The organism is Stenotrophomonas sp. CFBP 13718, assembly GCF_014842145.1.
Lineage (GTDB): Bacteria > Pseudomonadota > Gammaproteobacteria > Xanthomonadales > Xanthomonadaceae > Stenotrophomonas.
This window is the reverse complement of the sequence record NZ_JACYVC010000011.1, coordinates 79,957-91,924: the sequence shown is the minus strand read 5'-3', so window position 1 is coordinate 91,924 and position 11,968 is coordinate 79,957. Positions and strand designations below refer to the sequence as shown.

Genomic DNA, 11,968 nt, shown 5'->3' with positions numbered 1-11,968 from the left:
TGATCGTTGAATCAGATATCAGTCACATCCACGAAGGAGATGCCACTCACTCCTGCGTCCATCGAGATACCAGCGGCTTGGACAGCACTTCGGAAGTTTCTGTCGCAGAACGCGGAAGGGTTGAACGGCGTCAAGAACACATGCGCACCCGCCAGCGCGTCGCGCTTGAACACGAGCCTCGCCCCACCTCCCAAGGAGTAGAACTTGCCCCGGACGTAGTCATCATCGACCTTGATCCTGAGCTGGGAAGCCGCTTCGTCGAGCGCGTCCACCTCCCGCACGACATCGCACAAAAAGCGGCTCGGCCCCTTTGATCCGTCGGCCAGACGGACTTCGCATTCAACGAAAGCGAACGCTTCAGAATCTATTGCTGACATCGCCCGCTGGAGCCGCTCAGACACCAGCCAGTAACCACTGAAGCCGCCTTCCAGGTCTCGAGGCACAGGTCCTTCAGACGGATCGAATACCACACGCGGCACTTCGCTGAGTGGCGGAAATCCCCCCGCATCTGGCCGTAGGATCAGTCGCGGGGATGTCTGAAGTTGCTGAATGTTCTCAAGGCGCGCACCGCGAAAACCTCTGTTGCTTTCTGATTCTGGCCCGAACATGAAGAACACGCCTTCAGCAAACGGGTGCGTGCCTTTTCGCTTCATGCGGTCGGTCTCCTCTACTGGCGTATGGACCTTGCTACAGCCTGGACTCTGCGACTTCAAATATCTGCCGCATCGGTAAACCATACGCCATATGTTTCCTTTTCTGTCCCCATGCCTGCGTCGATGATGGCATCGCGCAGATGGCGATCACAGAAGACGAGGCGCCCCGAGTACGGGGTCCTGAACACATGTGCCGCGCCCACGGCATCTCTCCGAAATATCAGACTGCTGCCGCCGGTCAGGTCATAAAACTTGCCAGCAGGGAACTCGTCGCTCAGTTCTATTGTCAGCTTCGAAGACGCTTCATCCAGCGCATCAAGCTCGCGGATGACGTCACACAAGTAGTAGGGCGGCCCCTTCTTACCCTCACTGAGGCGATAGTCAGCCGCAACGAACGCGAAGCCATCAGGGTCTACCTGCGAGAGGACCCGCTGGAGTCTTTCCGAAACCATCCAGTAGCCGCTGATCCCACCCTCAAGGTCTTGCGGCGGGTCACCCTCTTCTGGCGAGTGCACGAGTCGCGGTGCTTCGCTCAATGACGGGAAGCCGCCGCTGGCCGGGCGTAGGATCATTCGCGGTAGTGTCCGCAGCGTCTTGACGTTCTCGAAGACTACTCCGTGACCGCGACCACCGCGGGTCGTGTCAGGTTGCAAGAGGAAGAATTCCCCGCGTTGCGGCTGAGCCTGGTTCACTGTCTATTCTCCATCAGTGCGCCGAGACACGTACCCGTCGCCCTCAAAGGCAGCGTTGCGAACCGGCGCCTTACCGTAGGCGCCCTCGTACGTTCTGGCGTAGGCGGCCATCCTTGATTCGTCGATAGCATACGGGGTAAGTCCCACCACCTCAGTTTCCGCCCTGCGCAGATCGAGGCGATCCCGCGGATCCGGTTCTTCTACGGAGCCGTCCTCGGTGATGGAATCGTTGGAGGAATATCTTTCCAGCATGCGCTCAATGGGCGCCCGATCTACATAGTTGATGACCGCCGAGATCTCCTTCCGGAAATCATTGGTCCGCGGGCTCGAACGGGCACCGAGGGCCGTCGGCGTCAGATCCGGCCGCTCGATCACCAGCGACACGCCATCGCCCGGCCAAGGCGCGATCTGGCTGTCCAGGTAGTTGGCCCGACTACGGAAGGTGTTCGAGCCCAGCTTCGCGTCCACCGGTGCATCAGTGTACGTGCGGCTATGGATGCTACGACCAGTCTGGGGGACTCGACTTGGCGGCATTCCCACTGTCTTCGGTGGACGGCGGTCTAGCGCAGGCACCCACGCTCAGCGCGACGGCGAGAGCACATCCCAGCAAGCGGCAGGAAGACATCAGGCGCATTGTTGGCCTACCCATTGCGGGATTGTGGCTGACTATAAGCAATCCTCGTGGGACGTGCGTGACACCGCAGGGTCAGGGGGCGGGAGTGGGACAAGGGTGCACACCGGGCCGGCACGCGGTAATGTCGGACAATAGAGAAAGGCAGGCCAACGCAATGTCGCATCGTTGCCGCTGCGTCTGCTGCCAACCGATCGCACCGGTTCTACAGCGTCAGTGATTTCAAGGAGGAACACCATGCTGGATACGTCAGACCGTCGTAGCAAACTAAGCCTTGTCCTGCTACTTCTCGGCCTGCTTTTCCTGGTGCTGGCCATCGCCTACCACGTGAGTTTCATTGGCTTCGCACTGATTCTTTTGGGCGCATCCAGCCTGCGTGATACGCGCTGGCAGGTGGGCATCATCCTCGCGTGCCTTGGCATGGCAACTGTGTGGGGCGGATACCAGGCGGGCAAGCATCGGGCCCTGGCAGACTCGCGTGTTGCAGCGGGTCAGTCTTCTCCGATGTCAGACGGCGCCTCGCTGTCACCTGCCTTGCCAGTCCGTAAGAAGCTCACTATTCGGGTTCCTTCCTGAAACCTGTGTTCCCGGCTTAACGGTTGACCATGTCGTAGAACCAAAGACCGTTCGATTTCTTTGCGGTGAGAATGCCTGCATCCTCTACGGCGTCCTTGAATATCCGGTCGCAGAAGACCCCGCCATGGAACGGCAATCTGAACACGTGTGCCGAACCCAACACATCCCGTTTGAAGGCCAAACGCACCTCACCGGTAAGACCGTAGTACTTACCTCCTTCAAAATCTTCACTGATCACGAGGTCGAGAGTGGAGGCGTCCTCGTCGAGGGCATCTACGGTGCGCACCACATCGCAAAGGACGTAGGTGGGTCCCTTCGAGCCATCAGCCAAGCGATAATCGGTTCCCGCGAAGACAAATGCCTCACGATCAACCGCCTCCATCACCTGACGTAGGCGCTCTGAGACGAGCCAGTAGCCGCTCATCCCGCCTTCCAGATCCTCAGGAGGCACTCCCTCGCGGGGGTGATGGGCCAAGCGAGGGGTCTCACGCAGCGGCGGAAAGCCACCCGTGCTGGGCTGCAGGATGAGACGCGGCGGCATCAATAGGGCCTGCTCGTTCTCAAAGACGACCCCGTGCCCCTTTCCACCTCGCCTTGCATCCGGCTGCAGCTGGAAGAATTCCCCAGTCCTCGGTTCATTCTTGGCGATGTTTGCCATGATATTCGTCCAATCCATGTGGCGGCGAGCGATTTGGGCCCTTGCAGGCTAACCGGAGCGGCGGAGGCATTTCCAGTACTGATAGTCGACCGAAGAGGGCTAGACCTGGTCCGAACAAATATGCGCGGGATAGGTAGTGCCGGCCGCTGGCCGGGAAGCTTGAGGTCCATCAGACACACGTTGAAGGCCCCTCATGCGTCGTGGACGTGGAGGACATTCCTTCCATCCGCCTGACCTACACACAGGCCGTTCTTGCGGATTGGAAGCGGATGGAGAGCGACGTGCGGGCCGCGTTGGCGCGCTACAAGGTGAGTTGACGCGGCTCCGGTGCCAACAGCCTTTACGATAGGAACCGTGATCGCTTACCGAGTCCTTGACGCTGCGGCCCCTACAATCCGAGCGATGACCCACAAAGGATTGGTCCCATGAGTGTCTTGTCACCCAGTCGATGCATTGCCTTGGCACTGGCCGTGGGGCTCAACACAACGGCATGCGCCAAGGGACCATCGTCTGAGAAGGCTGAAAAGGAAGCTGCCATGACTGAGAATCCGGCCGAGAGCCGCACCGTTGATGGGTACACCTATACGACCAAGCCCGTTGAGGCCAAGATCGGACCACATCGGTTCGCGTTCCCCGCCAACTACTACGATGACCAGATCGGCCCTGCTATCGGCGGAGGGGTCGGGTTGACGTTGATGTGGCCGGAGCTTGATGCCGCGCCTCCAGGGACACGCTCTACGCGCTCAATGTCCGATCATCACCGTGCGATCAGCATGTCCATTGATCACGTAGATGCAGTGCCCATCGACGATTTGCTGCAACGGAGAACCAGTACGGAATCCAAGACCGAAGATGGTTCAATCGAGCGGCAAGACCCTCGTAATCGATTGGACATGCGCAGGCCTGCGCCTGAGCAGTTCGGGCTTACCCCGTACGTCATCGATGAGGACCGGATGACGGCCTATTCCAAGGCTTACTTGGCACAGCGAGGCAATCCACCTGTCCGTAACGTCAGGACCGAGGATGACTGGTACGTCGCCCGCTCCAGCGGCGACACACTGTCAACTTTCATCAAGTGTGATCAGCCCCAGAACGGTCGCCAAGGTCTGGAGATCAAAGGCGCAGCGCTGGTATCCGATGGTGCAGACATAGTTGCCAGTTGTTCCCACTATCTTGTGGACCAAACTGACAGCCTATCGGTGACCCTTTTCTATCCCAGCGTCCTGCTGAAGGACTGGAGATCCATCGAAGATGCGGCGCGGGACGTACTTTCCCGTTACAAGGTTCGTTAACACAGCTATGAGCTGGTGCGCTGTTATGCGTTCAAGCCGCAATCGAACTTCAAAGATTAACGATGAGCAGACTGGCCCCAATGGACATTGATGAAGGAGTGGCCATCGAAATGGACGCGCTTATGTACGTTGGACGTTCTTGGGCTAATGGCCTGCCTACCCTGCTCTTCGCGCGGCTCACGTCGATGCCCCACCGCACAGCGGCACGATCAGCTCACGCCCTCATGGCCGTAGGATTGTCGGCCCTGCTCGCGGTACTGCCCGCATGTGCTCCAGCGTCCGACGTGACTGCCATCAGCGCACCGTCTCAGCCAGAGGCGGGCGCGCCATCAAACGGCCCGGCAGCTGTGCGCACGCTCAGTGCAAGCGAACTGCAGCAACGTCTTGTCGCCTACGCGGCCTCCTTGCATGAGCCCTCTGATGCCTCGGAAGAAAAGTTTTGCCGAGCCATGGAGATCGCTCTGACACCGGTCGAAGAAGGAAGGGCTGGCGGGGAAGCAAAGGATCAGCCCATGGCGGTTGGCTACGCGTTCTATGCCAGCTACGGGAGCCCTACGCGAGGCATGAAGGCGCCCTACCATGGCGTTTCCATTTACAGGCCCGGCAAGAAGGCGCTCACGGAGGACCCGCAAGCTCCCTGCTTCTGGGCTGCATCGACTGCAGGAGAGGCCCTGGCAGCGAGCGGATATGAGCGAGGCGGCGAGCGTGCTTACCAGAGAGGCCGCCTGCAGCAGTACCGCCGCACCTCTTCCGATGGCAGCACAGTGTTCTACGCCGACCTGCTGACCTACACCACGGGCGCCCCGTCGCCGAAAGTCTGCGTTTACGAGGTGCGATTTTCAGGAGATGTACCATGAAGGACATGGATGCGCGTGTAGAAGCGCTGCTTTCTCAACTGCCCCAAGACCCTCGACTTCCCAAGGGCGCTGAGCACGTTATTCGGCAGGCCATAGCGGAATCTCCGTATCTGCATGCACTTCTGGGCAACGCTGCCTCTGAAAAGCGGATTGGTGCGATCGGAGTCTCCTATGGCGAACATAACGGCGGGCACTTCGAAGCCGGTCAGAACGGCCAGCCAGGCACTGTGTACGTCAGCGCCACCAACTTCACCGAGTGGAGCGGGAACGCGCGCCTTGGCCTGATTACGGAAGTGCTGGGCCACGAAGGCATGCACGGTGTGCTGACCTCTTTCCGGCAGGATGCGCTGGCTGACTTCAACCTTGCCTACGGCAAGGCAATGACGCAGGCCTACCGGGACTATGACGAGCGTGTTGACTTGACCGAGCCGGTACGCAAGTACCTCGATGGCGGGCGCAGAGAAGAGGCTTTGGCTGAGATCAGCGGCCTGCGAGCTCTCAACAGTCGCAACAGGAACCTATCGCCTGATGCATCAGAGGCCGAACTCGAACGGCTGCTTGCCCAGGATTCCACCTCGCGATGCATCGACCGATCTGGTCACGCCCCTCAACTGGCAGCGGGAATTGGTTACGAAGATCTGACGACGGGACCCTACCAAGATGGCCCAAGACTGACGCCCGCAGTAGAAAGATGCTTCTACGATGGCTCGGGGACGCTGGGCCGCAACGGCGATTCGGATTACCGGAACTACTACGGTACCTCACCAATTTCCTCTATCGCACAAGGCTACGAAGGGCTCTGGCGCGGCAGGCCCCCTGCGGAGATCCGGGTGGACCTGCACGAGCTGGGCTTGGACCCTCGCCAGCTTGAACGCAATGGATTGGACCTCGGCAACGCCAGGGTGTTTCCCATCATCGATCTCGGCAAGGAAGGGTACGGTCGAATCGAGCTGAACAACACTGCCGATCTCACGCAGAAGCCGCGGGACAAGTCAGACCGTGCCGTGGGCGACGCGCCCCCCACGGCATCAGGACTGGGCCCAAGCGATCAAACATTACTTAACGAGATCCGCAGCAAGGTCGAAATACTCGACAAGGCCAATGGCCGCACCTTCGACGAAACCAGCGAGCGCATGTCGGCCAGCCTGCTGGCCAGCGCCAAGGATGCGGGCATCACCCGCGCAGACCATGTAGTGCTGAGCAAGCAAACTGCAGTTTCACCTGCAGCACAGAACATCTTCGTGGTTCAGGGTGACATGTCCGACCCTGCCGCACTACGTACGCACATGCCAACGGCGGATGCCGCCCAGCGGCCGGTGCAGGAGAGTCTGAGCCAGGTGGAGGCAATCGGGCAGCGCCAAGCGCACGAGCAGGCGGCAGAAACGCAGCGTACGCAGGAGCAACAGCAGCGTGCTTCCTTGCCGTCGATGTAGGCAACCATCAACTAGGTCGACTGCCCTGACAGTGAAGCCGCCTCGATGGCCCGGCGTTTCTCTTCATCGAACAGAAGACACCCGGCATACGTCTCATTGAGCCGGAGGACTTCCTTCTGCAGATCCGGAATACCAGTAAGGATGGCGAGGTGCTGCCCCGCCAGCATCGACATATTGTTGCTAATGCGGACGACGTTGATCGCCAGGGGCGTTGGGAAACCATCGCGGCTCCGGCACAATGCGGGCGCCCCTGCGTGCACGAATGAGTTCAATGATGACCAGCCAAATGCCTTCAGTTCGATGAGGTGCGGCAGCAGGTTGTCCAGAAAAGGGACCTGTGGGAATGCCTCCAACATCTTCGACAGCATCGGCAGTCCCTTCTCGCTCATTCCGGCCTCCGGCGGTCGTGACAGCAACTCAACCTGCTCGTCGTTTGCACAGTGCAGGATCCATACCGACCTCGTGAATGCCTCGTACTGGCAGCGGAACAACGCGACCGCCGAAGACGCCATGCCCGCCGCCATCAGCGTACGAAGGGCTTCTGCGTGTTCGAGGCTCAGCAACGCTGCATTCATTGAGGCCAGCAGCCTCGTCGAATGATTAGCGGCAGGATGATCCACGGTGGAGAGGAGCGCCTGGCTGAGCAGCGCGGATCGGTTGAGCAGGTCTTCCATGACGATGACTCCTGATATCTGCTGGCGCAGCTTAGCCAGTGAAGGGAGCCGAGCGCCAGAGCCCAGCACCTTCACCGTCCCATCCTTGGAAACAGTCAGCGCCCAATGACTTCAACGCTCGCTATCCACATTCGCTCAGACGGTGGTCACTAGAGTAGCTGCCGGCGGGTGGCTCCGGATTTGGTGACGGCATCTCGTCCCAGTGAGTGAGCAGGTACTTCACCGATAGGGTCGATTGCCTGACCCCCTCACGCGAGGCCATTGCCATGAAGACCATGATGTAGCCGATTGCTACCATTGCAATTGGCATCCAGAGATAGATGTTTGACCCTTGCTTCGCTAGAGCTGCGGCCGCAGTAATTGTTGCGGCGAGTGCAGGCAGAAGGCCCAAGCGGAGAAAGTCACCTGTGAGCAAACTTGCTCTCACGCTCATCGCTTCCCACTGAGCGCTGAACTGCGAGAATGCGTATTCGACAAGGTGCTTCGGCTGTTGCCGCAACTGGGAGATGAGTTCCCAAGACTCGATCGCTTCGCGTTTCATGCGATCGAAGATCGCTCCATGACTTCTGCCATGTGTGGATGATATCTGTATAACGAGTGAGGTCACGTTTAAAATAATGAAAAAGCACCCCGATGTTGCAGAGATAATGAAAACAGGGAGTGCCCATTCGTTGATCGCTTCATGGTAGCGGCCCAGCCTCGACAACAACGCGATCACGATAACGCAGGCTGTTGCTACGAGGTACAGCCACAGCATCGCGCGCTCCGCCATGGCGAACCAGCGTGGGACGCACTGCTTGGGAGCGTGTTTGGAGAGTGATGCCAATGCTTCGAACGTGCCGATGATTTCCTCGATTGCAGCGTGATCTGGTTTCGCAAATCTCATTGAAGGCGGACTGTGACTGAGTGATCAGAGAAGCTATCCAAGTTCAGTCTCATGGAATGAGATGATCTGTGCTCGATGTTGATCCAAACCTTCTGAGACTCAGCTACAAAGTCCAACACCCTTCAATCCGGCAGTGTTAGAGCATGTCAAGAAGCAGCGTTCGTTAGAGCGCTGAAGATCCCGCCGTGGTACAGATTGAGCTTCAGGATGGCGCAGGCGTATGGTCGAAAGCGGCGGTTGGGGCGTAGTGATTTGACCGTCCCGCGAGATCCGTCGAATCCCTGGATGCCTGCCTGGACATGATCAACTATGACGAAACGAGGTTCGCGCGCTACCTTCTGCTGGTGTCCGAGATGCATGGCATGAGCCATATCGCTTGTAAGTGCAGGCACAGCAACTAGGTCAGGCGGCGCCAGTTGAGCGGCAACCGACTGCTTTCCCCCTGGCTTGAGTAGTGGGCGGGTTTAGAGGGCCCACAATTCGTTCGAAGAGCGTGCCCTCTGGCGCCGGAGGAAGTCGCGCTCCGCCCGGCTCATCAGGTCCCTTAGAAGTAGCACCGATATAGTTCAGAGACTTACTTCATCGTCGTCCAGCTCCGAGTTCCGCGGATAGTGGACGTCTGAGGTGAACTGAAGAATTCGCGGGTCGATGGAGACCGAATCTACCGAGACGCCAAGCGGAAGGTCTTCGAGCGCTTCCAGTATAGGGGCCAAGGCAGGCCCAACATCGTATGCAACCCGCATCTCCGCCCCATCCTCTGTCAGCCGATAGAGACGATATATGTCGTAGTACACACCACCTCGCACCGCTTCAGTGATCTCCGCGCGTGACATATGCAGCGGGGTTTCAAATTCGCCAGTGGTCGACTTCGCGTCGATCCGGCGTTCCACACCATACGGGGGCACTTTGAGTCGGAAGTCGAATGGCGCAATCGCATTTGTGCTTGATGTCCACTCAACGTCATAGCAGTCTCCCTTTCGCTGCCGGTCCAGCAGCCAGTCGTTGAGGTACCGTTCTCCGGAAATCCCCGTTGACTGTGCGCGGCCTCGGATCTCAAGAAACTCCTCCGGAGTAAGTCCACGGCTGTTACGACGGTCGTAGAGTTTAAGGGTGGCAGCCGCGCTGCCGAGCCCGATCTCTTCAAGCAGTGCGCCCTCGGCCCAGTCAGACAGCGCGTGTCGGCCGGCAACTCCACTTCGCTCGAGCACATCATGAATGAAGTGCTCATCTATGACTCGCATCGAGCCAGAAACAAAGATCTGACTGAGGACTTGGTGGAGCTGCGCGTCCTGCGGATTGGCCGCCGAGACCAGCAGCATATGAATAGCCTCCGGCACTTGATCGCCGCGGAACTCAAAGAAGGCAAAGTCGTCAGCTGCGAGGTAGTTGTACCTCGTCGGATCATCAATTGGCCCATCGATGAACTCACCGTTGAGCCTCCAATTCTTCTGCTGCTTAAGGATCTTGCGGACCAACGTGTGAGGCGAACAGGGGCCCGGGCCAGAGATCCTGAGCTCAAGGTTGTATCGAGGGTTGGGCACCGCCCCCGGCTTGGCCAGCTCAGGGAACAGGCTGTCCACCAAGACGCTTTTGTCCAGGTTGATCGCCTTTTGGTTGCCTGAGGGCCGATTGATGAAATGCCAGCGGAAAACAGTCAAATCTGAAGCGGTGAGACGCTTAAGGGCTAGCTTGCGGGCCATATGTCGATGATCTTTATCCAGATGAACGCAAGTATGCCGCCTCCAGAGCAGCCTATGTGGTGCACTTATACGCAGATTGCTCCACAATGCAGGCACTACCCTAATTTTGGCCTTGCCATGGCTCGAAGCCCCATCTCACCAGACCGCAGGTCTGTGCGGACATCGGTGATGCTGCCCGAGAACGTCCACACCCAGGTTCAGGCCTTAGCAGACAGCCACCACGTTTCGTCCGCCTGGGTCATTCGCATGGCGGTCCAACGCTTCCTCGACGACTGCAACAACCAGACCGAGTCACCACTTCGCCTGCCAAACGGGCAAGGGACCAATTAATGAACACTGATGTCATTCTTCGTAAGCTGGAGCGCATCGCCGCAGGCGGTAAGCCTCGCGTGCTTGATCTGTTCGCCGGCTGCGGGGGCATTTCTCTGGGCTTCGAGTCAGCCGGCTTCGAGCTCCGTGCCGCGGTCGAGTTCGACCCCGATGCTGCTAGATCACATGGCTTGAACTTCCATGGCGGTGCAGAGGCTCACAGCAAGCCGATTGATATTACCAAGACCACACCAGCCGAGCTCTGCATGCAGCTTGGGCTTGGGAGCGTCTCTGACGCGTTTGATATCGTCGTCGGGGGCCCGCCATGCCAAGCGTTCGCTCGCGTCGGTCGCTCAAAGTTGCGCGAGATCGAAGAGCATCCTGAGGCCTTCATTCATGATCCGCGAGCTCAGCTCTATAAGAAGTACCTTGAGTACGTAGATGCCTTCCAGCCAATTGCGGTTCTGATGGAGAACGTGCCCGACATGCTGAATCATGGCGGGCAGAACATCGCCGAAGAGACCTGTGAGGTGCTCGAGTCGAAGGGCTACACCTGCGGGTATACACTACTCAATGCGGCTTTCTATGGCGTCCCGCAGATGCGTGAGCGTATGTTCCTGATGGCATACAGGCGCGAACTCAACGCGACCGTGTCGTTCCCCAAGCCGACTCATTACCTCGTCTTGCCGCCAGGCTATGAGAGTTCGCGTTCTGTCGCATTAAAGACGTTGCGCAACCACCTTAAGGGGGCTCATTCATACATCGCCCCTCCGGCGGCCTCACCAGATCTTCCACCTGCGGTAACCGCAACAGACGCCTTGGCAGACCTGCCAAGTATCAATGCACGCGAGCTTCTTGCGGAGGGAAAGATTGTGCGTGGCGCGCGTCGCTTTGACACTCCGATCCCCTATGGCAAGAAGAAGCCCACTGCTTACGGGACACTGATGCGTTCGTGGGAGGGGCATCAAGCTCCCAAGCAAGGCATTTCCGACCACGTAATTCGGTACCTTCCGAGAGACTACGAGCTGTTTGCAAGAATGAATCCTGGGGATCAGTATCCTGAGGCTTACACGCACGCACTTGAGATGTTCCAGGAGAAGTTGGAGGCTGCCCTTGCCCGAGGCGAGAAGTTGGGAGAGAAGTCGGCGGGCTACAAGGCTCTCTGGGATTCTATTGTTCCGCCATACGACGCTACTAAGTTTCCTAACAAGTGGCGCAAGATGTGGGCAGATCAACCCGCGCGCACACTGATGGCGCACCTGGGGAAGGACAGCTATAGCCACATTCACTACGATAGCAGTCAGGCCCGCACGATATCGGTTCGTGAGGCGGCTCGGCTTCAGTCCTTCCCCGATGGCTTCAAGTTCAGCGGCACTATGAATCCTGCGTTCAAGCAGATCGGTAACGCTGTCCCCCCTCTGCTAGCAAAAGCAATTGCATCTGAGATGATTGGAACTCTCATGAGTTCCGTCTCCGCAAAATTCGAAGCGACCGCTCCGACTGAGCGGGTCGGCACTTAGAAGATTCCATCCACGATGACCGTTCAGTTGCAACTTTGGTGTCTCGCACCGAGTTCTGCTGGACGGTCATTTTCGTTTCCCCGGACG

At 58.5% G+C, this 11,968-nt stretch carries 12 protein-coding genes; 5 read left to right on the top strand and 7 right to left on the bottom strand.

Features of this window, described 5'->3' with window-relative positions:
* Nucleotides 1-11 precede the first annotated feature (11 nt).
* The 3 genes from IFT58_RS15740 to IFT58_RS15730 all read right to left on the bottom strand — a co-directional run bounded on the left by IFT58_RS15740 (nt 12) and on the right by IFT58_RS15730 (nt 1,813).
* Nucleotides 12-608, bottom strand: coding sequence for a DUF1629 domain-containing protein (locus IFT58_RS15740; protein ID WP_192096082.1), 597 nt, complete (start codon nt 606-608; stop codon nt 12-14).
* A gap of 101 nt (nt 609-709) precedes the next feature.
* The gene (locus tag IFT58_RS15735; protein ID WP_192095994.1) at nt 710-1,345 is read right to left on the bottom strand and encodes a DUF1629 domain-containing protein; all 636 of its coding nucleotides are present in this window, start codon (nt 1,343-1,345) and stop codon (nt 710-712) included.
* A 3-nt stretch (nt 1,346-1,348) separates the two neighbouring features.
* Nucleotides 1,349-1,813 (bottom strand): hypothetical protein, encoded by a 465-nt coding sequence (locus IFT58_RS15730; protein WP_192095992.1) that lies wholly within the window; start codon nt 1,811-1,813, stop codon nt 1,349-1,351.
* Between the two features lie 400 nt (nt 1,814-2,213).
* Here IFT58_RS15730 and IFT58_RS15725 point away from each other — a divergent pair, with 400 nt between their 5' ends.
* Nucleotides 2,214-2,552 (top strand): hypothetical protein, encoded by a 339-nt coding sequence (locus tag IFT58_RS15725; protein WP_192095991.1) that lies wholly within the window; start codon nt 2,214-2,216, stop codon nt 2,550-2,552.
* Between the two features lie 16 nt (nt 2,553-2,568).
* On the opposite strand, the gene IFT58_RS15720 is transcribed toward IFT58_RS15725, so the two are convergent.
* A complete protein-coding gene (locus tag IFT58_RS15720) occupies nt 2,569-3,210 on the bottom strand; it encodes a DUF1629 domain-containing protein (protein ID WP_192095989.1) in 642 nt (213 codons plus the stop codon).
* 425 nt (nt 3,211-3,635) lie between these two features.
* Between IFT58_RS15720 and IFT58_RS15715 the strand changes: the two genes are divergently transcribed.
* The 3 genes from IFT58_RS15715 to IFT58_RS15705 all read left to right on the top strand — a co-directional run bounded on the left by IFT58_RS15715 (nt 3,636) and on the right by IFT58_RS15705 (nt 6,792).
* Nucleotides 3,636-4,502, top strand: a complete 867-nt coding sequence (locus IFT58_RS15715; protein ID WP_192095987.1) for a hypothetical protein — start codon at nt 3,636-3,638, stop codon at nt 4,500-4,502.
* 80 nt (nt 4,503-4,582) lie between these two features.
* Nucleotides 4,583-5,359, top strand: coding sequence for a hypothetical protein (locus IFT58_RS15710; protein ID WP_192095985.1), 777 nt, complete (start codon nt 4,583-4,585; stop codon nt 5,357-5,359).
* The gene (locus IFT58_RS15705) at nt 5,356-6,792 is read left to right on the top strand and encodes an XVIPCD domain-containing protein (RefSeq protein ID WP_192095983.1); all 1,437 of its coding nucleotides are present in this window, start codon (nt 5,356-5,358) and stop codon (nt 6,790-6,792) included. Before IFT58_RS15710 ends, IFT58_RS15705 begins: the two co-directional genes overlap by 4 nt.
* A gap of 11 nt (nt 6,793-6,803) precedes the next feature.
* On the opposite strand, the gene IFT58_RS15700 is transcribed toward IFT58_RS15705, so the two are convergent.
* The 3 genes from IFT58_RS15700 to IFT58_RS15690 all read right to left on the bottom strand — a co-directional run bounded on the left by IFT58_RS15700 (nt 6,804) and on the right by IFT58_RS15690 (nt 10,052).
* Nucleotides 6,804-7,466 (bottom strand): hypothetical protein, encoded by a 663-nt coding sequence (locus IFT58_RS15700; RefSeq protein WP_192095981.1) that lies wholly within the window; start codon nt 7,464-7,466, stop codon nt 6,804-6,806.
* Between the two features lie 121 nt (nt 7,467-7,587).
* Complete coding sequence (locus IFT58_RS15695) at nt 7,588-8,352, bottom strand: hypothetical protein (protein WP_192095979.1); 765 nt, start codon at nt 8,350-8,352, stop codon at nt 7,588-7,590.
* A 566-nt stretch (nt 8,353-8,918) separates the two neighbouring features.
* Nucleotides 8,919-10,052 carry a DUF3883 domain-containing protein gene (locus tag IFT58_RS15690; protein WP_192095977.1) on the bottom strand — a complete coding sequence of 378 codons (1,134 nt, stop codon included), beginning with the start codon at nt 10,050-10,052 and terminating at the stop codon, nt 8,919-8,921.
* A 329-nt stretch (nt 10,053-10,381) separates the two neighbouring features.
* On the opposite strand from IFT58_RS15690, the gene IFT58_RS15685 reads away from it, so the two are divergent.
* Entirely contained in the window at nt 10,382-11,881 is a 1,500-nt protein-coding gene (locus tag IFT58_RS15685; protein WP_192095975.1) for a DNA cytosine methyltransferase, read from the top strand.
* Nucleotides 11,882-11,968: the final 87 nt, after the last annotated feature.

Coding starts and splice junctions, on each gene's coding strand:
- IFT58_RS15740 (WP_192096082.1), bottom strand. CDS start 608: ATGTTCGGGCCAGAATCAGAAAGCAACAGAGGTTTTCGCGGTGCGCGC.
- IFT58_RS15725 (WP_192095991.1), top strand. CDS start 2,214: ATGCTGGATACGTCAGACCGTCGTAGCAAACTAAGCCTTGTCCTGCTA.
- IFT58_RS15720 (WP_192095989.1), bottom strand. CDS start 3,210: ATGGCAAACATCGCCAAGAATGAACCGAGGACTGGGGAATTCTTCCAG.
- IFT58_RS15715 (WP_192095987.1), top strand. CDS start 3,636: ATGAGTGTCTTGTCACCCAGTCGATGCATTGCCTTGGCACTGGCCGTG.
- IFT58_RS15710 (WP_192095985.1), top strand. CDS start 4,583: ATGGACATTGATGAAGGAGTGGCCATCGAAATGGACGCGCTTATGTAC.
- IFT58_RS15705 (WP_192095983.1), top strand. CDS start 5,356: ATGAAGGACATGGATGCGCGTGTAGAAGCGCTGCTTTCTCAACTGCCC.
- IFT58_RS15700 (WP_192095981.1), bottom strand. CDS start 7,466: ATGGAAGACCTGCTCAACCGATCCGCGCTGCTCAGCCAGGCGCTCCTC.
- IFT58_RS15695 (WP_192095979.1), bottom strand. CDS start 8,352: ATGAGATTTGCGAAACCAGATCACGCTGCAATCGAGGAAATCATCGGC.
- IFT58_RS15690 (WP_192095977.1), bottom strand. CDS start 10,052: ATGGCCCGCAAGCTAGCCCTTAAGCGTCTCACCGCTTCAGATTTGACT.
- IFT58_RS15685 (WP_192095975.1), top strand. CDS start 10,382: ATGAACACTGATGTCATTCTTCGTAAGCTGGAGCGCATCGCCGCAGGC.